This window comes from Pseudomonas sp. 9.3L, from assembly GCF_058536285.1.
The window spans coordinates 903,397-928,952 of the sequence record NZ_JBZUBK010000001.1; the positions used below are offsets into that span (position 1 = coordinate 903,397).

19 protein-coding genes are annotated in these 25,556 nt (G+C 59.1%); 16 read left to right on the forward strand and 3 right to left on the reverse strand.

Annotated features, from left to right (window positions below; genetic code table 11):
• Window positions 1-11: 11 nt before the first annotated feature.
• On the reverse strand, window positions 12-965 hold the full coding sequence (locus AC4LE2_RS04115) for a LysR family transcriptional regulator (protein WP_491824246.1): 954 nt from the start codon (window positions 963-965) through the stop codon (window positions 12-14).
• A gap of 264 nt (window positions 966-1,229) precedes the next feature.
• Between AC4LE2_RS04115 and AC4LE2_RS04120 the strand changes: the two genes are divergently transcribed.
• The 4 genes from AC4LE2_RS04120 to AC4LE2_RS04135 are packed head-to-tail and all read left to right on the forward strand — an operon-like array spanning window position 1,230 to window position 5,972.
• Window positions 1,230-2,762: an efflux transporter outer membrane subunit gene (locus tag AC4LE2_RS04120; RefSeq protein ID WP_491824248.1), complete on the forward strand. Its 1,533-nt coding sequence runs from the start codon at window positions 1,230-1,232 to the stop codon at window positions 2,760-2,762.
• Window positions 2,759-4,924 (forward strand): FUSC family protein, encoded by a 2,166-nt coding sequence (locus AC4LE2_RS04125; protein ID WP_491824250.1) that lies wholly within the window; start codon window positions 2,759-2,761, stop codon window positions 4,922-4,924. Before AC4LE2_RS04120 ends, AC4LE2_RS04125 begins: the two co-directional genes overlap by 4 nt.
• Entirely contained in the window at window positions 4,914-5,114 is a 201-nt protein-coding gene (locus tag AC4LE2_RS04130; RefSeq protein WP_491824252.1) for a DUF1656 domain-containing protein, read from the forward strand. Before AC4LE2_RS04125 ends, AC4LE2_RS04130 begins: the two co-directional genes overlap by 11 nt.
• Window positions 5,115-5,123: 9 nt before the next feature.
• Window positions 5,124-5,972, forward strand: coding sequence for an efflux RND transporter periplasmic adaptor subunit (locus AC4LE2_RS04135; RefSeq protein ID WP_491824253.1), 849 nt, complete (start codon window positions 5,124-5,126; stop codon window positions 5,970-5,972).
• A gap of 56 nt (window positions 5,973-6,028) precedes the next feature.
• Here the strand turns inward: AC4LE2_RS04135 and AC4LE2_RS04140 are convergent, their stop codons facing one another.
• On the reverse strand, window positions 6,029-7,423 hold the full coding sequence (locus AC4LE2_RS04140; RefSeq protein ID WP_491824255.1) for a PhoH family protein: 1,395 nt from the start codon (window positions 7,421-7,423) through the stop codon (window positions 6,029-6,031).
• A 301-nt stretch (window positions 7,424-7,724) separates the two neighbouring features.
• Complete coding sequence (locus tag AC4LE2_RS04145) at window positions 7,725-8,855, reverse strand: polysaccharide deacetylase family protein (protein ID WP_491824257.1); 1,131 nt, start codon at window positions 8,853-8,855, stop codon at window positions 7,725-7,727.
• Between the two features lie 139 nt (window positions 8,856-8,994).
• Between AC4LE2_RS04145 and yaaA the strand changes: the two genes are divergently transcribed.
• The 12 genes from yaaA (at window position 8,995) to AC4LE2_RS04205 (ending at window position 25,545) form a co-directional block, all read left to right on the forward strand.
• A complete protein-coding gene (yaaA, locus tag AC4LE2_RS04150; RefSeq protein ID WP_491824259.1) occupies window positions 8,995-9,771 on the forward strand; it encodes a peroxide stress protein YaaA in 777 nt (258 codons plus the stop codon).
• Window positions 9,772-10,603: 832 nt separating this feature from the next.
• Window positions 10,604-11,923 carry a nucleotide sugar dehydrogenase gene (locus tag AC4LE2_RS04155; RefSeq protein WP_491824261.1) on the forward strand — a complete coding sequence of 440 codons (1,320 nt, stop codon included), beginning with the start codon at window positions 10,604-10,606 and terminating at the stop codon, window positions 11,921-11,923.
• A 103-nt stretch (window positions 11,924-12,026) separates the two neighbouring features.
• Window positions 12,027-13,508 carry a glycosyltransferase family 2 protein gene (locus AC4LE2_RS04160; protein WP_491824263.1) on the forward strand — a complete coding sequence of 494 codons (1,482 nt, stop codon included), beginning with the start codon at window positions 12,027-12,029 and terminating at the stop codon, window positions 13,506-13,508.
• A 34-nt stretch (window positions 13,509-13,542) separates the two neighbouring features.
• The gene (locus AC4LE2_RS04165) at window positions 13,543-14,706 is read left to right on the forward strand and encodes a PilZ domain-containing protein (RefSeq protein WP_491824265.1); all 1,164 of its coding nucleotides are present in this window, start codon (window positions 13,543-13,545) and stop codon (window positions 14,704-14,706) included.
• A gap of 21 nt (window positions 14,707-14,727) precedes the next feature.
• Complete coding sequence (locus AC4LE2_RS04170; protein ID WP_491824267.1) at window positions 14,728-16,167, forward strand: alginate biosynthesis protein AlgK; 1,440 nt, start codon at window positions 14,728-14,730, stop codon at window positions 16,165-16,167.
• Window positions 16,164-17,657 carry an alginate export family protein gene (locus tag AC4LE2_RS04175; RefSeq protein WP_491824269.1) on the forward strand — a complete coding sequence of 498 codons (1,494 nt, stop codon included), beginning with the start codon at window positions 16,164-16,166 and terminating at the stop codon, window positions 17,655-17,657. Before AC4LE2_RS04170 ends, AC4LE2_RS04175 begins: the two co-directional genes overlap by 4 nt.
• Window positions 17,658-17,684: 27 nt before the next feature.
• A complete protein-coding gene (algG, locus tag AC4LE2_RS04180; RefSeq protein ID WP_491824271.1) occupies window positions 17,685-19,301 on the forward strand; it encodes a mannuronan 5-epimerase AlgG in 1,617 nt (538 codons plus the stop codon).
• Window positions 19,302-19,312: 11 nt separating this feature from the next.
• Window positions 19,313-20,755 (forward strand): alginate O-acetyltransferase, encoded by a 1,443-nt coding sequence (locus tag AC4LE2_RS04185; RefSeq protein ID WP_491824273.1) that lies wholly within the window; start codon window positions 19,313-19,315, stop codon window positions 20,753-20,755.
• Window positions 20,756-20,768: 13 nt separating this feature from the next.
• On the forward strand, window positions 20,769-21,923 hold the full coding sequence (locus AC4LE2_RS04190; protein ID WP_491828038.1) for a mannuronate-specific alginate lyase: 1,155 nt from the start codon (window positions 20,769-20,771) through the stop codon (window positions 21,921-21,923).
• 176 nt (window positions 21,924-22,099) lie between these two features.
• On the forward strand, window positions 22,100-23,668 hold the full coding sequence (locus tag AC4LE2_RS04195) for an MBOAT family O-acyltransferase (RefSeq protein WP_491824275.1): 1,569 nt from the start codon (window positions 22,100-22,102) through the stop codon (window positions 23,666-23,668).
• 11 nt (window positions 23,669-23,679) lie between these two features.
• Window positions 23,680-24,828 carry an alginate O-acetyltransferase gene (locus tag AC4LE2_RS04200; RefSeq protein WP_491824277.1) on the forward strand — a complete coding sequence of 383 codons (1,149 nt, stop codon included), beginning with the start codon at window positions 23,680-23,682 and terminating at the stop codon, window positions 24,826-24,828.
• Between the two features lie 48 nt (window positions 24,829-24,876).
• The gene (locus AC4LE2_RS04205; protein ID WP_491824278.1) at window positions 24,877-25,545 is read left to right on the forward strand and encodes an alginate O-acetyltransferase AlgF; all 669 of its coding nucleotides are present in this window, start codon (window positions 24,877-24,879) and stop codon (window positions 25,543-25,545) included.
• Window positions 25,546-25,556: the final 11 nt, after the last annotated feature.

Genomic DNA, 25,556 nt, shown 5'->3' on the forward strand with positions numbered 1-25,556 from the left:
TCGCCGGGTGCCTATGGTTGGCCCGAAAACGCCTGCTCGTGGCTGCGCAGGGCGGTGTCTTGAGCGGCAAGCAGGTCCGGCAGGGTACCGCGCAGGTACTCCACCCAGGTTTTGATCTTCGCATCCAGGTACTGGCGGGACGGGTAGATCGCATACAGGTTCAGTTCCTGTAACCGGTAATCGGGCAGCATTCGCACCAAGGTGCCGTTACGCAAGCCGTCGATGGCGGCGTAGATGGGCAGCACCCCAACGCCCATGCCACTGGAGATAGCGGTTTTCATGGCGTCTGCCGAATTCACCTGAAACGGCGCATTGGTGATGTTGAGCATTTCCTGGCCATCGGGGCCGTCAAACAGCCAGCGCTCCAGTTGCACCACAGGGCTCACCAGGCGCAGGCAGGCATGGCTGCGCAGTTCGCTGGGCGTGCGCGCCACGCCATGGGCACGTACGTATTCAGGGGAAGCGCAGACAATGCTGTAGGTGATCCCCAGGCGTTGTGACACAAACCCTGAGTCGGGTAGCTCGCTGGCCAGCACGATTGACACGTCGTAGCCTTCGTCCAGCAGGTCCGGTACCCGGTTGGCCAGGGTAAGGTCGAAGGTTACGTCGGGGTGGGCCTTGCGGTAACCAGCGATGGCGTCAATAACGAAGTGTTGGCCGATCCCGGTCATGGTATGCACCTTGAGTTGCCCCGCCGGCCGGGCGTGGGCATCACTGGCCTCGGCTTCCGCCTCTTCCACGAAGGCGAGAATTTGCTCGCAGCGCACCAGGTAACGCTTGCCGGCTTCGGTCAAGGCGATGCGCCGGGTGGTGCGGTTGAGCAGGCGGGTTTGCAGATGCGCCTCAAGGTTAGAAATGGCGCGGGAAATATTCGCAGTGGTGGTATCCAGTTGCACCGCCGCTGCGGTGAAACTGCCGGCTTCGGCTACGCACGTAAACGCGCGCATGTTTTGCAGGGTGTCCATGGGGCGCTCTCTAAATGAACGGCCTGATTGTCGCATGAAGTTACATAGTGGTAACCCATCGCGCGCATGGGCGCTGAAGATTTCACCTGCAATCCTAGGCTATGTCGCCTGAAACAGTGTGCCGATCGACGTGCGTCAAGGCCTTATTGTTTCTAACGGGGTAATAAAGAATCACGCCCGGCCTCGCTTATCGCCTCGCCGTAGCCCCTCTAGAATGCCAGCCCCAACCTTCCTCCTCGTTTGTCTATTTCGGAACTTACCGCGGTGCCGTCTCGCTTTTCTACAGTGTTCAGGGCGCTTAGTGCCTGTGCGTGTCTATTGGCCTTGAGCGGCTGCATCAGCACCGGGGGCATTACGCCCGAGCAGCACATGCCTCAGGCGAATGAATGGGCCACGGACGCGGCGATTGACGCCGCCGCGCAGGAGGCTCAGTGGCCCGACAACCAGTGGTGGCAGGGATACGGTGACGTGCAACTGAACCAGTGGGTTGCGCAGGCGCTGGCGGGTAGCCCTAGCCTGGCAATGGCCCAGGCCCGCCTGAGGGAGGCGCGTGCAGCTGCAGGGCTTGCCACGGCTCGCGAGCAACCTCAGTTGACGGCCAATGCCAGCCTGCATCGGCGCAACTGGCCAGCCGACGGGTTCTACGGGCCTGGCGACCTCGCTGACCGCACCACCTGGGACAACTCCGCAGGCCTGGGCCTGAGCTACGATCTGGACCTCTGGCACCGTGAGCGAAGTGCCAGCGAACGCTCACTGGATGTCGCCCATCAGGCGGCTGCCCAAGCGCGTCAGGCTCGGCTGGCCCTGACCCGAGACGTCGTGCGGGTATACATCGGCATGGCGTTGAGCTACGCCCAACAGGCCGTCCTTGAGGCCACCCTTGAGCAACAACGGCAGGTGCTTGACTTGGCTAACCGCCGTTTCGCCGCGGGTCTCGGGACCCAGGTAGAGGTAAGCCAGGCCCAGACCTTGCTGCCCGAGACCCAGCGCCAGGTGGACGCGCTGGAGGAACGGATCGCCCAGGCACGTAATCAATTAGCGGCACTGGCGGGTAAAGGGCCTGGCGCTGGCGCTGGCATACGGCGCCCTGCGTTGCAGCTACAGGCCCAAGTTGGCCTGCCCGCCCCGCTACCAACGCAGTTACTGGGGCAACGCCCTGATGTCGTCGCCAGCCGCTGGCAAGTGGCTGCACAGGCGCGGGGCCTGGAGGTGGCGCACGCCGGTTTCTACCCTAACGTGGACCTGACCGCCAGCCTGGGCTACATGGCAACCAGCGGGGGAATGCTGAGCTTTTTGACCGGATCGACGCTGGGCTACCGTGCGGGGCCTGCGTTGAGCCTGCCCCTGTTTGATGGCGGGCAATTACGTAGCGCGCTGGGTGAGGCGGCCGCAGGCTACGACCTGGCTGTGGCCCAGTACCGCGAGGTAATCGCCAATGCGCTCAAGGAGGTGTCCGACCAACTGATTCGCAGGCAGTCGCTGGAACATCAGGCGGCCTTCGCCGAGCAATCGGTTGCCAGTGCGCAACGGGCCTGGTCTTTGGCCAAGGTCGGTTGGCAGTGCGGGCTGACCGGGTACCTGGAAGTACTGCAGGCGCAGACCGCACTGCTCAGGCAGCGCACCGTAGCGCAAGAGGTATGGGCGGCGCGGCTATCGGCGCAAGCAGACCTCATTACCGCACTGGGGGGCGGGCTGAACGCCGGCGGTGACAGCCCTGAGCAGGCGCAGCTGGTCGCACCTGCACCGCCTCGCCTGCCAGGCATGTGGGATCGCCCGCACGCTTCGGTGCAGCCATGAGGGTAATAACCGCCGCGCCGTGCCTTGGCCTGCGCCAAGAGGCCCTGGCCTGGGCCCGTAGCGATGGCGTGACATGGGTCTTTATCGTCAAGGTGCTGCTGGCCGCGTTCCTCACCCTGTGGCTGGCCATGCGGTTTGAGTTACCACAGCCACACACGGCACTGGCAACCGTTTTCATCGTGATGCAGCCGCAAAGCGGTCAGGTGTTTGCCAAAAGCCTGTACCGCCTGCTCGGCACCTTGGTGGGTTCTATAGTCACCGTTGCGCTGATAGCGCTGTTCCCCCAGAACACCGAACTGTTCCTGGCCAGCCTGGCCCTGTGGGTAGGGCTGTGTTCGGCCGGTGCCATGCGCCAGCGCAATTTCCGCGGTTACGGCTGTGTGCTAGCGGGGTATACCGCTGCGATGGTGGGTTTACCCGTGCTGGCGCACCCCGACCAGGCAATGTTTGCGGCCCTGTGGCGGGTACTGGAGATAGGGCTGGGGCTGTTGGTAGCCACCGGGGTCAGCGCGGCGGTGTTGCCACAATCGGCCAGCGCAGCCATGCGCAACGCCCTGTACCAGCGATTTGGTACCTTCACGGCCTTCGTGCTGGATAACCTTGGCGGTGCGGTTAGCGATGCGGCCTTCGAACAGGCCAATGCGCGCTTTTTGGCAGAGGCGGTAGGGCTCGAAGGGCTGCGTAGTGTTACGGCTTTCGAAGACCCACACATGCGGCGGCGTAGCGGCCGGCTCAGCCGCCTAAACAGTGAATTCATGACGCTCACCACGCGCTTCAATGCGCTGCATCGCCTACTGCAGCGTCTGGGCCAGGCGTCGCCCATACCGTCCCTATTGGCCCCTGCCTTAAAGGCCTTCAGTGCCTGCCTGGCGCCTTTTGCCGGCCACGCCCTGACCCTGGAAGCCGCTGGCCGGCTGGCGGCTGAGTTGGATGCTTACCAGACGGCGTTTGCCGATCAGGTGCGTCCTGTAAGGGCAGCGTTTCTGGATACGCGCCCTGATGACAATGACCTGATGGATTTGCATACGGCCTTTGAGCTGTTGTTCCGCTTCGTCCAGGCGCTGCACGATTACGCGCTTACCCACGCAGCCCTTGTATCGCCGCTACCGGCGCATAGCCCACCGGGCCATCGCTACGCAGCGCATACCCATTGGTTGGCTTCGCTGGCCGCCGGAGTGCGTGGGGCGTTGGTGTTGTTGGGTTTGGGCAGCTTCTGGCTAGCCACCGCTTGGCCCAGCGGAGCGACTATGACGCTGGTGGCAGCTGCCACGGTTGGTTTGTCAGCGGCCACGCCCAACCCGCGCCGAATGGCCTTTCAGATGGCCTGCGGTACCTTGCTCGGCGCCTGCGCAGGCGTCGTGGAGTACTTTTTCGTCTACCCGCAAATCGACGGTTTCGTGCTGCTGTGCGTGGTATTGGCGCCGGTGTTTGCCTTTGGCGCGTTCCTGGTGTCTCGCCCCGCTTGGGCGGGGTACGGCCTGGGCTTGCTGATTTTCTTTTCCATTGGGTCAGTGCCCGACAACCTCACGCAGTACAACCCCTATGGGTTTATCAACGATTACATCGCCATGGTCCTGGGCATGGTGGTCTGTGCGGCGGCCGGCGCGGTTATCCTGCCGCCTAATGCGACCTGGATGTGGCGACGGCTTGAAGCCCAGTTGCGCCAACTCATGGTATTCGCGGTCACTGGCCCTGCCCGGCGGCTGGGCAGTTTCGAAAGCCGGGCTCGGGATATCGTCCATCACGGCTATGGCCTGGCCGCGTCGCAACCCAAGGTACAGCGCGAACTGCTGCGCTGGATGCTGCTAGTGCTTGAAGTGGGGCACGCGGTCATCGAGATCCGCCAGGAGCAGGACGCGTTGTTCGTTCACCCTGCCTATGCCCAGGGCCAGCCCTGGCGGCAGGCCATTCGCGTCATGGGGCGTGCGCTGGTTCGTTTATTCCTGCAGCCAGACGTCGCCAACCGAGTACGTGCCCTCACGGCCGTAGAAACGGCACTCGCCCGTGTTCAACAGGCTGACGAACCCTTTGCCCGCCATTTCGACACCTCGGTACTGCGCCGTGTGCAGAGTTACCTGCATTTCATTCGAAGCAGCCTGCTCGACCCTCATTCGCCCTTGCCCTTGTCAATATCACCCATTGGAGCGTCGCATGCCTCGTGAAGTGGCCCTACTGGGTGTGTACATGCCGGTGCTGACGCTGCTGTTGCTCGTGGCGATAGGGCTGGCCTGGGGCTTGGACCGGCTGTGCGCCCGGTTCGACCTCTATCGCAGGTTTTGGCACCCGGCGCTGCTGCGCTTGAGCCTGTTTTTTTGCCTGTTCAGCGCGCTGGCGCTGACGGTTTACCGCTGAGAAATTGTCATGAAAAAGCTGTTCAGCATCGCAGGGACCCTGATCGTGTTTTGCCTGGCCGTGTGGCTAGGGCATCGGCTGTGGGTGCATTACATGGACAGCCCCTGGACCCGCGATGGCCGCGTGCGCGCCGATATCATCAATGTCGCGGCCGACGTGCCCGGTTACGTGGTGGCCGTACCGGTCAATGACAACCAGCGGGTGCGCAAAGGTGACCTGCTGATTCAAATAGACCCTGCACATTATGAAATCGCCGCCGCTCAAGCGCGGGCCGAGGTCGCTGCGCGCAAGGCAACGTGGGAGATGCGCACGCTCAATGCCCGGCGGCGGGCCGACCTGGACGCCCTTGTGATCTCCAAGGAGAACCAGGAGGACGCCGGCAGCGTGGCGGCCATTGCCCGCGCGGCGTATCAACAGGCCCAGGCCCGTCTGGCGGCAGCCGAATTGAACGTAGCGCGTACGCGGATAGTGGCCCAGGTCGATGGCTATGTGACCAACTTGAACGTTCATCCGGGTGATTACGCCAAGGCAGGCGAGGCCAAGATGGCAGTGGTGGATGAGCATTCGTTCTGGGTGTATGGGTTTTTCGAGGAAACCAAGTTGCCTTTTGTACACATAGGCGATGCTGCCGAGCTGCAGATGATGAGCGGTGAAACGCTCCAGGGGCATGTGGAGAGCATTGCCCGAGGGATCTATGACCGTGACAACCCGCAGAGCCATGAGCTGTTGGCGGACGTGAACCCAACCTTCAATTGGGTACGGTTGGCGCAGCGCGTACCTGTACGTATTTCACTCGACCAGGTACCGGCAGGCTTTGCCCTGGCGGCAGGCACCACCTGTACGGTGGTGATTCATTAATAGCAGAGGGCGCGGGCAGGGCTCGCCGTCAGCGAGCCTCGCCCGGCCGGTGGCCGTTACAGATGGGACTCGGCGTACTCCGCCAGGATTGAGCGGGGCACGCCTTGCAGGGTGATATGAACGCCGTGGGAGAAGTCCTTGAAGCGTTCGGTAAGGTACGTCAGGCCTGAGCTGGTAGCTGACAGGTAGGGTGTATCGATCTGCGCCAGGTTGCCCAGGCACACCACCTTCGAGCCTGTGCCCGCCCGCGTGATAATCGTCTTCATTTGATGAGGGGTCAGGTTCTGGCACTCATCGATCAGGATCAGGCTTTGCTGGAAGCTGCGCCCACGGATGTAGTTCAGTGACTTGAACTGCAACGGCACCTTGCTGAGGATGTAGTCCACGCTGCCGTGGGTGTTTTCATCGTCCATGTGCAGGGCTTCGAGGTTGTCCGTGATCGCGCCAAGCCAGGGCTCCATTTTTTCCGCCTCGGTGCCCGGCAGGAAGCCGATTTCCTGGTCCAGGCCTTGTACGCTTCGGGTGGCGATGATGCGCCGGTAGCGCTTGCTCACCATGGTTTGCTCGATCGCAGCCGCCAGCGCCAGGATGGTCTTGCCCGAGCCTGCAGCGCCAGAGAGGTTCACCAGGTGGATGTCAGGGTCGAGCAGGGCGAACAGCGCCAGTGCCTGGTGGATGTCCCGCGGCTTGAGCCCCCACGCCTCTTGATGCATCAGAGGCTCCTGATGCATGTCCAGGATCATCAGCTCGTCGTGCCGGACGGCTTTGATCCAGCCGACAAAGCCTTGTTCATCGATGATGAACTCATTCACGTGGGCGGCCGGGAGCATTTCGCTCAATTGCACCCGGTGCCAGGTACGCCCATGGTCTTGACGGGTGTCCACTTTGAGCACGCGGTCCCAGAACGACCCGGTGACAGAGTGATAGCCACGCGACAGCAGGGAAACGTCGTCAACCAATTGGTCGGTGCTGTAGTCCTCCGCGGCGATCCCACAGCCGCGAGCCTTGAGGCGCATGTTGATGTCTTTGGTGACCAGCACGACATTCAGCTCGGGCCGACGGGTATGCAGGTCGATCAACTGGTTGATGATGACATTGTCGTTAAGGTGGTCGGGGAGGGGGCTCTCCAGCGCCCCGCGTTTGGTCATGAGGATAGACAGGTAGCCTTTGGGGTCGCCTTTACCGCGTTGAATCGGCACGCCTTGTTCTACGGCCTGAGGGGTGGCGTCGCCAAGCACGTTATCGATCAGGCGAATGGCCTGTCGGCACTCGGCGGCGACCGACTGCTTCCCTGCCTTGAGCTTGTCCAGCTCTTCGAGCACGGTCATGGGAATAGCGACGTGGTGTTCCTGAAAATTGAGCAAGGCATTGGGGTCGTGGATCAGGACGTTGGTGTCCAGCACATAGAGGATAGGCTGGGGGGAGGAGCGTGTGCGTCCTTGTTCATCCATACTCGGTCACCTTTCGTGGGAGCCAGTGGACGCAATACCTGAGCGGTGCTGCGCCTCGAACGGCCGCCGTTGCTCCAAGAAGAGCGCTGGCGACATCAAGCGGAGGCCAAGGTGGACGCCACCTGTGTCGGCAGGGGTCGGCGGTCTGCTTCTTAGTACCGCAAAACCTGTGTTTAAACAAAGCACTTTGAGTGGCGTTTAGACTTTATTTTCCGGTGTGACGAATAGCCCTTGGCGGCGTGGTTGCCTACCGCTAGAGTCGGAAGTCACCCATTGGCTGCGCGGCACTGCCTGGCAAGGTTCAGGGGAAGTCGCGACAGTCCTCCCAGGCAATCCCGCTCTGTGATGTAGCTGCCAGTAATGCAGGTACCAAGGTGCGCGCCTTGGGCTGGCTGTCATGCAGCTGGATGATCCCGTGGCGCCACAGCAGCATCAGGGTCAGCACACGGTCGGTACTGTCCTCGGCACTGATTTGAGCATTGTTGTCTTGGGCGTCGATGTCCCATAGCACAACGTCTAACTGCTGCGCTTCGAAGAACGCACCGCTGTCCTGCCTGCGCTGCCCATAGGGTGGGCGAAACTGAGGTACATAGGTATCGGGTAGCTGGCTTTGCACCAGCGCCACGCTTTGCAACACCGAGTGCTGCCATTCCAGCCACTGACTATGCGAGCGGTACTGCCAACCCTGCACGCCGACGCACTGGTCACGGTATAGGTTGTCAAGGTGCTCGGCGGTCTGGTTCTGCAAGCGCTGCTCCACGCTATTGCCCAACACGAAGAACGTGGCATTCACGTGTTGCTCGCGCAGGTACGCTGCCAACCAGTCGGTGTTGCCCTGGGCAGGGCTGGGCCCCGCGTCGAAGGTGAGCAGGAACATCCGGTCAGTGAGCGAATCACCGTTGTGCTCAACCTTGGCAAAGGTTGCCACTTCACTGCTTATATCGGGCAACAAGGCCGCCTTATGCAATTGCTCGTCCAAGTAAGCACGGCTGAACACTCGGCCCGGCTCGGCCCAGCCTGCATAAAAAGAATCGTCGTCAATGCTGAACTGGCCGGCCTGGGCCTTGAGGTCGTCCAAGTCGTCCACCGCATAGCAAAACGACGCATCCTGGGCACAGCTCTGCTGAGCATGGTCAAAACCGGCCCAAAGGCGTTGCCACCAGCCCTCCCGCAAGGCGTTGATAGCGGCCATGTTGATTTGCCGTAACCCCAGGCGGGCGGCGAGGGTAGGTTCGTCCAAGGTTTCGCTGGCCACCAACTCCCGTGCAAAACTTAGAATCTGCGCGCGCGAGGCCACATCGAACAGGGCAGGGGTATTTATGTCTTCCGGCCACAGGCTGCGGTCCAGGGTCGCCACCTCCGCCTTGGCCGCCTGAGCAATAGGTAGCCCAAACACCAGCGCCGCAGTGAGCATCAAAGGGGATAATCGCAACGCACGTTCTCCATGGCAGTCATCGGCGCATGATAGCAGCGGGTCCGCACCTGTCGCATTTATCGGTCGGATAGGGCCAAGGGTGTTGAAGGCCTAAACAGAAGGCCGCAAGCTCCACGTTTTTTATAGGAGCCACTTTATGTTGTTAGTGATCTCGCCGGCCAAGACTTTGGATTACGACACCCCGTTGGCCACCGAGCGTTTCACCCAGCCCGCCTTTATCGAGCACTCCAAGGCGCTGGTCGAGGTGCTACGTGAGCTGTCTCCAGCGCAGCTGAGCGAACTTATGGGGATTTCGGACAAACTGGCAGGGCTTAATGCCGCACGTTTCGGAAGCTGGGCTACCAGGTTTACCCCCCACAATGCCCGCCCGGCCATCCTCGCCTTCAAAGGTGATGTGTACACAGGGCTACAGGCCGAAAGGTTTTCTGAAGCAGACTTCGACTATGCGCAGCAGCACCTACGCATGCTCTCAGGGCTGTACGGCCTGTTAAGGCCTCTGGACTTAATGCAGCCCTATCGTTTGGAAATGGGCACTGGGTTAGTGACCAACCGTGGCAAGGACCTCTATGCCTTTTGGGGCGAGCGAATCAGCGAATGGTTAAATATAGCGCTGGAAGAGCAGGGCGATCAGGTGCTGGTCAATCTGGCCTCCAAGGAATACTTCGGCGCCGTGAAAAAACGCCTGTTAAAGGCTTCAGTGATTGACTGCGAGTTCCGCGATTTCAAAAGCGGTGAATATAAAATCATCAGCTTTCATGCCAAGAAAGCCAGGGGTTTGATGGCGCGCTATGTGATCACCCAGCGCATCGACCAGCCGGAGGGCCTGAAGGGGTTCGAGGAGGCGGGCTATCGGTACGCAGCGGACCGTTCCACGGAGGCGAACCTGGTTTTTCTGAGAAAAACTGAAGTGTGACATTTATCACAGGTAACTAAGGGTAACAGCGGGTGCAAAAACAGCGGTTAAAACCTCGTGCAAGGTGCAGTTTGACGAACTAATGGCGCCAACAAATGGTCATTTATACGGTCTTCCCTTCAACTACCCCTCCGACCTGTTACCGGGCCCTCTAAAAAGCCAAAATTTATTTAAATGCTGGCTTTCTGTGGGTTACGGTAATTATCTTATTGATTAATAAGATTTTTTATGCTGAAAAGTAGCTATGTGCTACTACCGTTCGTAGGAAAAGTCTGAACAGAAATGGTACGAGTGGTACCCTCCTTCAGGAACTTCCCAGGGTATCTGTAGCTCATACGACGCGTACTGATTCAGGATCTTGTGAGAGATGACGTACACGGCAGCAAAAGGAGGCGTCTGAAAGCGGTAAACAGGCGTTTGAATCGAAGGGTTTGTACAGCCAGCCCGAAGGTTAATCTCAGGAGAGACGTACGATGAATATCCTCGACGCAAGGCCAGTTTCGAGTTTGCCAGGCAAGCTCATGCATACGGCTTGATGCTTGATTCGCAAGGCATAACAAACGCCGCGAAAGCAAGTAGCGAAAGTAAGTGAGCCGTTTTGTAATAAAGGCTGGCTACATTCCAGGGCGAGCCTGATTTATTTAGGGCGCAATATGCTCTAGTTGAGTGCGCATTCCAGAGCACTTTGACTGATTATGCCTGCATTAGGTTGTGCGACAGTCGGAACGACACATTAGCTGTCACGCATCCGAGTGCCCGAATACTGCTGGATAATTAACCCCCAGTCTAGCTCCTGAGTGAGCTGGCGTGATAAACACATGAGGTGAATGCGATGCGTATCAGCATCTTTGGTTTGGGCTATGTTGGCGCGGTATGTGCGGGTTGCTTGACAGCTCGTGGTCACGATGTTGTTGGGGTTGACGTATCCCAAGTCAAGATCGATCTGATCAACAACGGCAAGTCCCCCATCGTCGAGCCTGGCCTCGAAGAACTGCTGGCCAGCGCAGTGAGCAAAGGCAAGCTGAGCGGTACTACCGACTTCGCTAAAGCCGTCCGTGAAACCAACGTCTCGATGCTGTGCGTACCTACGCCAAGCAAGAAGAATGGCGACCTGGAACTGAACTACATCGAAGCAGTGTGCAAAAGCATCGGTGAAGTGCTGAAAGAAAAAACCGAGCGCCACACCGTGGTCGTTCGCAGCACTGTGCTGCCAGGCACCGTGAAAAACGTGGTAATCCCTACCCTCGAAAAATACTCTGGCAAAAAAGCCGGTGTTGACTTCGGCGTAGCGGTAAACCCTGAATTCCTGCGCGAAAGTACGGCTATCAAAGACTACGATCACCCGCCTATGACCGTTATCGGCGAGTTCGATAAAGCGTCTGGTGACGTACTCGAAGAGCTGTACAGCGAGCTGGACGCCGAGATCATCCGCAAGCCGGTCGAAGTGGCCGAGATGATCAAGTACACCTGTAACGTATGGCACGCCGCCAAGGTGACCTTTGCCAACGAAATCGGCAACATCGCCAAGGCAGCCGGCGTAGACGGCCGTGAAGTGATGGAAGTGGTTTGCAAGGACAAGGTGTTGAACCTGTCGGCCTACTACATGCGCCCAGGTTTCGCCTTCGGTGGCTCTTGCCTGCCCAAGGACGTTCGCGCTCTGACCTACCGTGCCAGCGCCATGGACGTGAAAACTCCACTGCTCAACTCGCTGATGGTCAGCAACGAGCAGCAAGTGCAGAACGCGTTCGAAGTCATCAATGGCTACGGCAAGCGCAAGATTGCACTGCTGGGCTTGAGCTTCAAATCCGGTACAGACGACTTGCGTGAAAGCCCGCTGGTTGAGCTGGCTGAGCGTCTGATCGGCAAAGGTTTCGAGCTGAGCATCTTCGACAAGAACGTTGAGCACGCCCGTATCCTGGGTGCCAACAAGGAATACATCGAATCCAAGATCCCTCACGTTTCGTCCCTGCTGAAGTCGGACTTCGACGCCGTGGTAAACGACGCTGACGTACTGATCCTGGGTAATGGTGACAAGGCCTTTGGCGAGCTGCTGCAGAACCCGCCAGCTGGCAAGCAAGTCTTCGACCTGGTTGGTTTCTTGAAGAAAGAAGCCACCGATTCGAACACGAACTACGAAGGTATCTGCTGGTAACAGCCGTGACTGCGGCGGGCCTTGCGGCCCCCGCGGTTCTTTACGCCTGCCTTAATACTTTCGAGCGCCGATTCGGGCGGTCGATGAAGAGACGGATGCGGATATGTCGAGGCTAAAGCACAGCCTGCTTCAGGCTGCTGGATGGCTGTTTTACTTGGGTCTGTTGATGGGCCTGGCGCTTGCGCTCCCCCCATCGCTGTTCAATTCTGACTCCAAGGATTTCATATTTCTGATTGGCGCCGTGGGTATCTGGCGCTATTCGATGGGTGCTACGCACTTCGTGCGCGGCATGCTGTTCCTGTACGTGGTCTATCCGCTCCTGCGACGCAAAGTGCGTAAGCTGGGCCCGGACGCAGCCCCGTCACATGTGTTCCTGATGGTCACAAGCTTCCGTATCGACGCCAGCACCACGGCTGCCGTCTACCAGTCGGTGATTCGCGAAGCGATCGATTGTGGCTATCCCACTACCATCGTTGCCTCACTCGTGGAAATGAGCGACGAAATGCTGATGAAGTCGCTCTGGGCCAAGATGAACCCGCCTGAGCGAGTGAAGCTGGACTTCGTGCGTATCGCCGGTACCGGTAAGCGTGACGGCCTGGCCTATGGCTTCCGCGCGATCTCTCGGCACATGCCCGACGAGCACGCAGTGGTCGCGGTGGTCGATGGCGATACCGTACTTAACGAAGGCGTAGTGCTTAAAACCGTGCCTTGGTTCGCCTTGTGGCCGAACGTGGGTGGCTTGACCACCAACGAATTCTGCGAAGTGCGCGGCGGTTACATCATGAGCGAGTGGCACAAACTGCGCTTCGCCCAGCGTCACATCAACATGTGTTCCATGGCCTTGTCCAAGCGAGTGTTGACCATGACCGGGCGTATGTCGGTGTTCCGCGCCTCGGTAGTGACCGACCCGATGTTCATCGCCGACGTGGAAAGCGATTCGCTCAAGCACTGGCGTCTGGGTACGTTCCGCTTCCTTACCGGCGATGACAAATCGAGCTGGTTCAGCCTGATGCGCCTGGGCTACGACACCTTCTATGTACCGGATGCCGCCATCAACACGGTTGAGCACCCGCCAGAGAAGAGTTTTGTGAAGGCCAGCCGCAAACTGATGTACCGCTGGTACGGCAACAACCTGCGTCAGAACTCTCGTGCCTTGGGCCTGGGTATCGGCCGGTTGGGCCTGTTTACATCTGTCGTGCTGTTTGACCAGCGTGTGTCTATGTGGACGTCACTGCTGGGTTTGACCGCGGCCTTGATCGCAACGCTCAAATATAGCGTTACCTTCCTGTTCGCATATTTGCTGTGGATCGGCATCACTCGCCTGATTCTCACCATCCTGCTGAGGTTCAGCGGGCACCCGGTGGGGCCAGCGTATCCGGCCATCCTTTATTACAACCAGATCGTTGGCGCACTGATGAAGATCTACGTCTTCTTCCGTCTCGACCGGCAGTCCTGGACTCGCCAGCCGACGTCCACCAAGCGCGATCTGGCCAGTTTTCAACAGTGGTTCAACACCTGGTCTTCTCGGACCATGACGTTCTCGGCAGGCAGTATCTTCGTCGCTTTCCTGTTTGCGATCGTCTGACCAGCCCTCAATGGATTAAGTAGGAACAATTGCCATGAATACAGCCGTCAACCCCAATGTGGTCCATGAGTCCGAAGCCCAGCGCCAGCACGCACGGGTTCGCTTGCCAGCGAAAATCCGTTTCATCGGCCCGAACCGTGAAACCCAAGAAGCCCGTGTAGAAGAACTGTCCGCTGGCGGCTTCTCGTTCATGCCTCAGAAGCCGTTGGTAGAAGGCGAGCTGTACCGTGGCCGGTTGATGTTCGTCATCGACAACCTGGGCCTGGGCATGGATGTGGAATTCCAGGCGCGCTCCGTGGAAGGGAACGGCCGCGTTGGCGCCCAGTTCCAGAACCTGGAGCAGGCAGACATCTCTACCTTGCGTCACCTGATCACCTCTCACCTGTCTGGCGAGTTGGTCACCATGGGCGACGTCCTGGGCACGCTTCAGCGTGACAACTTCACCAAGGCTCGCAAGCGTAAGGCCGCGGGCAACGACATGAGCTTCTTCGGTCGTGTGCGTGCAGTCGCCTTCAGCCTGGGTATCTTCCTGATCGGTCTGGTTGCATTCGGCTATATCTTCAAGTCGGTCTACAACCTGTACTTCGTGACTCATGCCGAATCCGGCCTGGTCAGCGCACCGGGCATGAACATCACCATGCCACGTGACGGTACCGTGTCCAGCCTGGTTGGCGCGAACGGCCTGGCCCCCAAGGGTTCGCCCCTGGCTAGCTTCAGCACCAGCATGCTCGACGTGCTCAAGGGCCACCTTGAAGAACAGGACCTGACCCCACAGAAGGTCACTGAACTGTTCGGCAAGCAAATGACCGGCACCCTGACCTCGCCCTGCGACTGCATCGTTGCACAGCAACTGGTTGCCAACGGCCAATACGCTAGCAAGGGCGACGTGATCTTCAACCTGGTGCCACGCAATACCAGCGCCAACGTAGAAGCACGTTACACCTACCGCCAGATCGACGACGTTCGTCCAGGCACCAAGGTTGATTTCCGCGTAGCCGGTGACGACCAAATGCGTTCGGGCATGGTAGTAGGCGCGACCAACCTCAAGAGCGACGACCTGTCCACCGACATGCGCGTGACCATCAAGCCGGATCAGCCTTTGGACATCAAGTTCGCGGGTCGCCCTGTCGATGTGTCTAGCACCCATGGTCCTTCCCTGGACTGGCTGATCGACAAAGCCATGGCCCACGGCTTCTAAGTGAGCGCCAGGAGAATGAGCGTGGCTGACACTCTACGACACTTGCACCGGCCCTTGGTATTGGGCCTTGCCGTGGCCCTGGGCCTGGCGGGCTGCGCTGGCCTGCCAGACCAGCGCCTGGCCAACGAAGCCATGAAAAATGGCAACGTTGCGCTAGCGCAGCAGAACTATCAGCAATTGGCAGACTTGGGCTATGCCGATGCCCAGGTTGGCTTGGCCGACATCTGGGTACAAAGCGGCGACCCCGCGCAGTTGGCCAAGGCCGAAGCGACGTATCGCGCCGCCGCCGCCAGCTCGCCGCGCGCCGCCGCGCGCCTGGGCAAGCTGCTGGCCGCCAAGCCTAACAGCACCGAGGCCGAGCGCCAGGAAGCTGAGCGCCTGTTGAAGGACTCCTTCAACAGTGGCGAGGGGGGCACCTTGATGTCCCTGGCCCTGCTGTACATCCAGTTCCCGCAGAGCTTCCCCTCTGTGAACGCGCAGCAGAAGATCAACGAATGGAAAGCGGCCGGTTACCCGGAAGCGGGCCTTGCGCAGATCATTCTGTACCGCGTGCAGAATACCTACGATCAGAACCTGGCCGAAGTAGAGCGTATCTGTAAGGCCGCGCTCGATACCTCCGAGCTGTGCTACATAGAGCTGGCGACCGTCTACCAGAAGCAAAACCGCGCTGACGACCAAGTAGCGCTGGTCAAGCGCCTGCAAGACAACTTCGCCGCTGGCCGCGTACAGCCCGCGCGCGTAGACGCGGTAGCACGGATCATTGCCAACCCTGAATTGGGGACGCCGGATCCGAAGACCGCTCACGACCTGCTTGAAAGCGCGACTGCTACCTACCCTGGGGCGTACATCAGCCTGGCGCAGTTGCAGTATGACTACCCAGACCTGGGCGATACCGACCAGTTGCTCGATTACATCAGCAAAGGGCACGACGCCGATCCAACCCGCGCCGAGCTGCTGCTGGGCAAGATCTACTACGAAGGCAAGGTCGTACTGCCTGATGCCGCCAAGGCTGAGCAGCACCTGAAGGGCGCCATTCCAGACCAGGTCAGTGCCTACTATTACCTCGGCCAGATCTACCGTCGTGGTTACTTGGGCAAGGTCGAGCCGCAAAAGGCCGTAGATAACCTGCTGATGGCCGCCCGTCGTGGCCAGAACAGCGCCGACTTCGCGTTGGCCCAGCTGTACTCGGGTGGCCGCGGCACCCTGCCCAACCCTGTGAACGCCTATGTGTTCATTGAGTTGGCCAAGGCTCAGACCATGGCTCAGCCTCAGCCGCGCCAGGAAATCCTGGACCTGGCCACCACCATCGAAGCACAACTACCACCGCAACTGCGGGCCCAGGCCCAGCAACTGCTCCAGCAAGAATCCGCGGCGCGCGGTACTCTGCCGGGTCAAAGTAACTCCGCAGTGGCGCAGCACGCGTTGCCGGAAACAGCAGTCGGTGAGGATCAATCGCTATGATTTTGAACAAATGGATGTTGGCCGGTGTGGGCCTGGGCTTTGCTACCTTGTGGTCCTGCCCTACCTTGGCGGCCTTGACCGCCACGGATAACTTCGGCCTGGAAGTGAAAGTTACCGGCCAGTCCGAAGATGACCGCGACCTGGGCACCCGCTCCGGTGGCGACGTCAATGGTATAGGTCTCGACATTCGCCCTTGGGCTTATGGCGAATGGGGCAGCTGGAGCGCCTATGTCATGGCTCAGGCGGTGACAGCGTCCGACACCATCCAGACTGACCCCCTGTTGCAACCGGACGATAACGTCAGCGGTTCCAGCAACAGCCGTTACTACAGCAAAGACCGCGAAGCAGACGACAGCTACCTGGCAATGCGTGAGTTCTGGGTAGGCTACAGCCGCCTGCTGACGCCTTATCCGGGTGAGCTGCTCAAGTTCGGTCGCCAGCGCCTGCGTCAGGACGATGGCCAGTGGCACGACAACTACATCGAGTCCCTGACCTGGAACCTGGACACTACACTGCTCAAGGCAGACGTAGGCGTGGGCCAGCGCTTCAGCGATTACCGCACCGACTTTTCTCGCTTGTCGCCTAACGATAAAGACCGTACTCACGTGTGGGGCGACGTCGCGTATCAGTGGGCGCCAAGTCAGTGGGCGGGCCTGCGCGTGCACCACGTGCATGACGATGGCGACCTGGCCAACGCCGGTGAAGAAATCGACGACCTGGACAAGACCAGCAATGGTGAAATGACCTGGTTGGGCCTGGAAGCGACCAGCGATGCGTACAACCATCGCAATACCAACCAGCTCAACTACTGGGGTAGCCTGACCTGGCTGACCGGTAACCGCGACACCTTCAGCCGTACCGACAACAACGGTATCGTCACCGCAGGCGAAACCGAAAGCGACCATGTCAGTGGCTGGGCGACTGACCTGGGCGTACGCCTGCGTCTGGACCCTCAGTGGCAAGTAGGCGCGGCCTATTCGCGGGCGAGCAAGGACTACGAACAGAACGGCCTGCAGAGCAACCGCTCGAACTGGACCGGTACCCGTTCGCGTATCAGCCGTTTCGGCGAAGCCTTCCAGGCTGAGCTGGCCAACGTGCAAACCGCCTCGCTGTTCGCCTCTTGGGAAATCCAGGAAGACTACGACGCCAGCCTGATCTACCACCGCTTCTGGCGGGTAGACGGTGACTCGCGGATCGGTGGCAGCAATATCAATGCCGCTTACGAATCCGCCGACGCCACCACTGGTGATCTGTCCTTGTCGACCTTGCCGCTCAATGACGGCGAGAAAGACTTGGGTCAGGAAATGGACCTGGTCGTGACCAAGTACTTCAAGCAGGGGCTGCTGCCCGCAAGCGTTAGCCAATCGTTCGATGAGCCGTCCGCGCTGGTTCGCCTGCGCGCCGGCGTGTTCAAGCCCGGCGACGCCTATGCCGGTGGCGTGGACACCTATATGCACCGGGCCATCGTCGACGTCATCTGGCGTTTCTGATGGGTTCCGCCAAGGGAGTGCAATGAGATGAAGCATTCATATAGCAAGGAGCGGCCGCAGGTGCGCAAGCGCGCCTGGCCAGTCGCATTACTGGCCGGGGCCCTGCTGGTCGCCGGCGGCACTGCCCTGGCGGCAACCACGCCTGCAACACAGGCTGTGGTCAAGCCCAGTACCACCAAGGAATTGCAGCCTGCGCAAACCTACAGCGTAGCCAGTGCCCCCATCGAGCCATTGAACCTGGCGCCCCCCAAGCTGCCCGACCTCAGCGGCTACACCGCTGCGGCCGCGCATGCCAAGGTGGACCGCAGCAAGCAGGGCAAGGTGAGCATTCGGCGCATGATGCAAGAGTTGCCACTCAAAGCCTTCATTGGCGGTGACAACAAGATGATGGCGTGGGTCGGTAAGCAGCGTGGTATCCCGGAGGCGATTTTCGTCGACGAGGGTTACGTGAATTTCGCCGATCTGAGCAAAACCGTGCCCAAGCAATACCTGCGCGAGACTTCGCCTGGGGTATGGCTGGCCCGGTTGCCGATCGTGGTCGCTCACAAGGGCATCCTTGAAATCGACGGCCGCGTGAAAGAATTGCGCCTGTCTCAGGATGGCGGTTCGTTCATCGTCAACGACGGCAAGCTGTTTACCTTCGATACCAAGGTGACGGGCTGGAACGAAGCGAAGAATGACCAGGCCTGGTTCAAAGAGAAAAACGAATTCCGCCCGTTCCTGGTGAGCTGGGGTGGCACCGAGACTTACCTTGTGAATACCGAGATGAAAAGCTTCGGTTATAACGAGTCCAAGTCTTACGGCGTGAGTATTTCCCAGTACACCCCGAGCATGAAGACGCAGATGGGCCGTAGCGAGCCTACCGGCTGGATCATTGGCTCCACCTTCTCGGACATGTGGTACGGCTATTACTGCTATGAAACCGAAAGCTTTGTGGTCAAGAGCAACACCTACCATGACAACATCATCTACGGCATCGACCCGCACGACCGTTCGCACGGCCTGATCATCGCGGACAACACGGTGTACGGGACCAAGAAGAAGCACGGCATCATCGTCTCGCGTGAAGTGAATGACAGCTTCATCATCAACAACCGTAGTTATGACAACCACTTGTCTGGCGTGGTGCTTGACCGTAACAGCGTGGGCAACCTGGTGGCTTACAACGAGATCTACCAGAACCACACCGACGGTATCACCCTGTATGAAAGCGGGGACAACCTGCTATGGGGTAACAAGCTGGTCGCCAACAAGCGTCACGGCATCCGGGTACGTAACAGCACCAACATTCGCCTATACGAAAACATGGCGTTGGGTAACGGTTTGACGGGTGTCTACGGGCACATCAAGGACCTGAGCGATACCGACCGCGACGTCAAGCTGGACCCCTTCGACGCCGAAGTATCGATGATCGTGGTGGGCGGTGAGCTGTCCGGTAACGGTACCAACCCCTTGGCAATCGACTCGCCGTTGAGCATCGAGCTGTATCGCGTGGCCATGCTGGCGCCCACCAAGCAAGGTGGCATCAGCCTGACCGGGATCCTGGGTGCTCACCAGACAGAAATTCTGGACCTGCTGATTCGCCAGAAAAAAGCAGTGTTGATCGACCCGGTCGAGAAACAGACCGACATGGCGCAGGATTAAGGACCATTTCCATGCATTCACATTTCATCAAGCTGCTGAGCCTGTCAGGCCTTGCCGCTGCCCTGTATGCGTCGGGTAGCGCGCAGGCCGCTGACGCGCAGCCGCCTAGCTTCACCGCGCAGCCCTGCTGCCAGTTGTGCCCGGCCGCCGCCGATGCAAAGAATTACGTGACCCGTTACCAGCGTAACTTCACCACCCTGATCGAAGGGGAGGGTGACTGGCTGTTCCGGACCGTGGAAGACCTGCGTACCGAGTTCAAGACCTCTCCTGAAGGCTACCGCCGGATGAAGGAGTTGCACGATGCCTTCAAGGCACGTGGCGTGGAAGTGGTCATCGTCTATCAGCCCACCCGTGGCCTGGTTGACCGTGCCCACATGCTGCCGGCAGACCGTGAGCGTTTCGACTACACCACTGCGCTGAAAAACTACAAAGACATGCTCGGCCGTTTCCAGGCCATGGGTTATCACGTGCCTGACTTGTCGCCGCTCACCAACGAGCAGCAGGCCCATGATTTCTACTTCCGTGGTGACCAGCACTGGACCCCGTACGGTGCCGACCGTACCGCCAAGATCGTAGCCGACACCATCAAGCGTGTGCCGGGTTATGCCGCCATCGCCAAGAAAGAATTCGAGACCAAAGTCTCGGGGCGCATGGGCAAGACCGGTACCCTGCAGAACATGGCCGGCCAGTTGTGTGGCACCAGCTATGCGATCCAGTACATGGACACCTTCAGTACCGAGCCAAAGGGCGAAGCGGCCGATGGCGACCTGTTTGGCGACACCGCTACGCCGGAAGTCACTCTGGTGGGTACCAGCCACAGCGGCAAGAACTACAACTTCTCCGGCTTCCTCCAGCAGTACACTGGGGCAGACGTGCTGAACGTGGCCTTCCCGGGCGGCGGTTTCGAAGGTTCGATGCTGCAGTACCTGGGCAGCGAAGAATTCCAGAAGAAACCACCGAAGATTCTGGTGTGGGAATTCTCGCCACTCTACCCGCTGGACCAGGAAACCACCTATCGCCAGATGATGGCGCTGATGGGCAATGGTTGCGAAGGCAAGGCCGTGGAGTTATCCGGCAGTGGCGTCGTCAAGCCTAACCAGGCGACCGAATTGCTGGTCAACGGGCGCAATGGCATCAAGGAACTGGAAAACTGGAACCATCAAGTTGATATCAAGTTCGCTGACCCTTCGGTCAAGGATTTCAAGGCGACCCTGTGGTACATGGATGGCCGTCACGAAGACATAAAGATCGAAAAGCCTACCACCGCCGACACCGATGGGCGTTTTGCCTTCGAGCTACGTGATGACACCGACTGGCCAAAGCGTAATTTGCTGGCGGTAGAAGTGCATGGCCCGGAAGACCCCAAGGCTGCGCCGCAAAAAGTTGAAGCAAAGATCTGCAAACGCAACGTGTTCCCCGGTGTTGCTACGCGTAACGCGCAAGCCGGGCTCTGAGGGCTGAATGCATATGTTGACTTCTCGCTTGAATCCCCGCGCCGTCCGCCGCCTGCTGGCACCGGCGTTGCTGGGCATCGCCATGTTTGGCTCCGCAGCTCACGCTGCGGGCCTGGTTCCACCACACGGATACTACGACGGCATCGAGAAGCCAGGGAAAGGCGGGAGTTACGATTGCCCAGCTGCGCCAACGCCGTACACCGGCTCGCTGCAATTCCGCAGCAAGTACGAGGGCTCGGACAAGGCACGTGCCACGCTCAATGAGGTGTCAGAGAAAGCATTCCGCGACTCTACCAAAGACATCACCACCATGGAGCGCGGCATCAGCAAGCAGGTTATGCAGTTCATGCGCGACGGCAAGCCCGCTGAGCTGGATTGCGCGCTGAACTGGCTGGCGACTTGGGCAGACGCCAATGCACTGATGTCCAAGGACTTCAACCACACCGGTAAATCGATGCGCAAGTGGGCCCTGGGCAGCATGTCCTCGTCCTACCTGCGCTTGAAGTTCTCCCAATCGCACCCGCTGCAAGGTCATGAAGCTCAGACCCAGAAGATCGAAGCCTGGTTTGCGCGCATGGCCGATCAAGTGGTCAGCGACTGGAGCAACTTGCCGCTGGAGAAGATCAACAACCATTCGTACTGGGCTGCCTGGTCGGTGATGGCCACTTCCATCGTGACCGACCGGCGTGACCTGTTCGACTGGGCAATCAAGGAATTCAAGGTCGCGGCCAACCAGGTCGATGACCAGGGCTTCCTGCCCAACGAGCTCAAGCGCAAGAAGCGCGCCTTGGCGTACCACAACTATGCCCTGCCGCCGCTGGCAATGATTGCTAGCTTCGCCCAGGCCAACGGTGTGGACCTTCGCCCGGAAAACAACGGCGCGCTCAAGCGCTTGGGTGATCGCGTACTGGAAGGCAGCAAGGAACCTGAAGAGTTCGAGCAGAAGAATGGCGAAGAACAGGACATGACCGATCTGAAGATCGACAGCAAGTATGCCTGGCTCGAACCCTACTGCACCCTCTATGACTGCAGCCCGGACACCTTGTCGCGCAAGCATGACATGGAGCCGTTCAAGACCTTCCGTCTTGGTGGCGATCTGACCCGTACCTTCGACCCGCAACACGAGAAGGGCAGTAAAGGCGACAAGGGCGACAAAGACGACGAGTAAGTCTGAAACATGTGCTGCTGCGGCAGCGGCTGCGTTGTCAGCCGCTGCTTCGGTAGTTAACGAGCGAGGGGGTCAGTTAAGGCGTATGGCCCTTTCGTACTTCCCCCCTGGCCGCGGCTGGGGGGTATGGGGGGGCTATAGAGGCCCCCATTGTGCAAAAACAAGGAGAGATCGGGATGGTTTTTTCATCCAACGTGTTCCTGTTCCTGTTCATGCCGATCTTTTTTGGCCTGTACTACCTGAGCGGAACTCGCTATCGCAACTTGCTGCTGTTGGTAGCGAGCTACATATTTTACGCCTGGTGGCGCGTCGACTTCCTCGCGCTGTTCGCTGCGGTTACGTTGTGGAACTACTTCATTGGGCTACGCATAGGCGCGAACGGTGTTCGCACCAAGGCTGCGCAGCGCTGGCTGTTGCTCGGGGTAGCGGTGGATCTGGTGGTGCTGGGCTACTTCAAATACGCCAACTTCGGCGTCGATAGCCTGAACCAGATCATCACCTCGTTCGGCCTTGAGCCGTTCATCCTCACCCATATCATTTTGCCGATTGGTATCTCGTTCTACACCTTCGAGTCGATCAGCTACATCATCGACGTGTACCGTGGCGATACGCCCGCTACCCGTAACCTGATCGACTTCGCAGCGTTCGTTGCGATCTTCCCGCACTTGATCGCAGGCCCGGTATTGCGTTTCAAGGACCTGGTCGACCAGTTCAACCATCGCACACATACCTTGGATAAATTCTCCGAGGGTGCGACCCGATTCATGCAAGGGTTTATCAAGAAGGTGTTCATCGCCGACACCATTGCGGTGGTCGCCGACCACTCCTTTGCCTTGTCGGACCCCACCACCGGCGATGCTTGGCTTGGGGCACTGGCCTATACCGCTCAGTTGTACTTCGACTTCTCCGGCTACAGCGACATGGCCATCGGCCTTGGCCTGATGATGGGCTTCCGTTTCATGGAGAACTTCAAGCAGCCGTACATTAGCCAGTCCATCACTGAGTTCTGGCGTCGCTGGCACATCAGCCTGTCGACCTGGCTGCGCGACTACCTGTACATCACCCTGGGCGGCAACCGGGGCGGCACCTTCGCCACTTATCGCAACCTGTTCCTGACCATGCTGCTGGGCGGCTTGTGGCACGGGGCGAACTTCACCTACATCATCTGGGGCATGTGGCATGGCCTGTGGCTGGCCATCGAGCGTGCGCTGGGCATCGATGCCGCACCTCGGCGCTTCAACCCTATCAAGTGGATCTTTACCTTCTTGCTGGTGGTGTTGGGCTGGGTGATCTTCCGCGCTGAAAACGTTCATGTGGCCATGCGCATGTACCACGCGATGTTCAGCTTCGGCGAGTGGAGCTTGTCTGAACTCAACCGTGCCAACCTGACGGGCCTGCAGATCGCGACCCTGGCAGTGGCCTACGTCACGATGGCGATATTCGGGCTGCGTGATTTCTATCAGGCACCTATCAACGCCCGCGCTCAAAAAGCCGAAGCGCAGCGTCAGCGAGCGATCGAAGCCAACGGCCCAGCCACCGCGCAACCTGGGCAGATCAAGGCGGTCCCCGGGGACGAGCCGGCCATCGTTCAGGCTCATGCGGCAGGCCACCAGGTACAGCCTGCCTACTGGGTAGCTGACTGGCCACGTTACTTCATGCGTGCGGCGATTCTGCTGTTGTTCGTGGCTTCGATCCTGAAGCTGTCGGCGCAGAGCTTCTCGCCTTTCCTTTACTTCCAGTTCTGAGCGAGCCGACCATGACACGTTCATTACGTATCCTCTATATCGCCCTGTTCTTCGGCATTCTGGTGCTGATGGGGCTCTGGTCACTGGTGTCGTTCGGTAGCTTCGAACGAACGGCGCAGATGACCTTCTTCAACGGCAGGCTTACCAAAGCCGTGGAAACTCATTACGACGAAGAGTTTCCCATCAAGCGCCTGGGCACTAACCTCTGGGCGGCGGTGGATTACACCGTCTTCCACGAGGGGCGCCCAGGTGTGGTGCTGGGCAAGGACCAGTGGCTGTTCACTGACGAGGAGTTCAAGCCCGTCGCTAACGTTGATCAGGTCGAAAAAGAAAACTTCGACTTGATTCGCGGTGTACGCGACCGACTGCAACAGAGCAACGTCAAGCTGGTGATGGCAATCATTCCGGCCAAGGCACGTCTCTACCCTGAGCATTTCGCAGACAAGCAGCCTGCTACCTTGCATAAAGACCTGTATGAGCAATTCCATGCCCAGGCCAAGCAAGCGGGTATCCTGGCCCCTGACTTTATGGCTGCAATGCAGCAGGCGAAGGCTCAAGGCCAAGTGTTCTTGCGGACCGATACGCACTGGACACCACTGGGTGCAGAAGTTGTCGCGCGCAACCTTGGCGCCGTTTTCTCGGCACACTCTTTGATTAATGTGCAGCCCGTCACATATGTAACCGAAGCGGCACAACCCAAACCTTATAAGGGTGACTTGACTACATTCCTGCCTCTGGACCCGCTCTTCACAAATTTGCTTCCTGAGCCAGATAGTTTGCAACAAAAGACAACTCACGCTGTCGAAGGCGCAGTGGAGAATGAAGACAGCCTGTTTGGCGACAGCGATATCCCGGTTGGGCTGGTAGGCACCAGCTACAGTGCCAACCCGCACTGGAACTTCCTGGGGGCCCTGAAGGAGTCGCTACACAGTGATGTGGTTAACTACGCCGAAGAAGGGCACGGCCCTATTCTGCCCATGCTCAACTACTTGCAGAGCGACGGCTTCAAGAATAACCCGCCGCAAGTAATAGTTTGGGAATTCCCTGAGCGCTACTTGCCGATGAAGAATGATCTCAGCGGCTTTGATCCTGCATGGATCGCTGAACTGAAGAAGTCTCAAGAAAGTAATCAGAGCCTGGCCGTTGGTCAGAACAACTGAAATTAATTGATAACGGCTTATGTTTTTATATAGCCGAGAGGAACGCACATGACCGCTAAGACTTTCAAGACTGCCCTTCGCACTTCCCGCATCGCCAAGGCATGCGCAGTGGCTGTAGGTTTCGGCTTGCTGTCCACCCAGGCATTCGCGGCCGGTGATGGTGCTCTGTACGGCCCTACTGCCCCTAAAGGTTCTGCGTTCGTTCGTGTGTTTAACGCAAGCAATGCCGAGCTTACGTCGACCGTAGGCAATGGCAAGCCTGCAGAAATCAGCCCGAAAGGCAGCAATGATTTCGAGTTCATGCCAGGCGGCCAATACACCGCAAAATTGGGTAGCGAAAGCTTGCCGGTGAACCTCGCTGGCGATCACTACTACACCATCGTGAAGATGGCATCCGGTACGTCCAAGCTGGTTGAAGAGAAAGCCTTCAACAACAAGCAGAAGTCCCTGGTACGTGTACAGAACCTGAGCGACAAACCGCTCTCGCTGAAAACTGCCGATGGTAAAGAAGTAATTCCAGCCGTTGCGCCTAACGCCAGCGGCGACCGTGAAATCAATCCGGTCAAGGTGTCGTTCGCGCTGTTCGACGGTGCCACCAAGGTTGCAGATGCTCCAGCCGTTACCCTTGAGCGCGGTGAAGCTACCGTGCTGTACGTGACCGGCCAAGGCAGCAGCTTGACCCCAGTATGGGTCAAGCGTCCAGTTTCCAACCGCTGATAGCGGTGGTT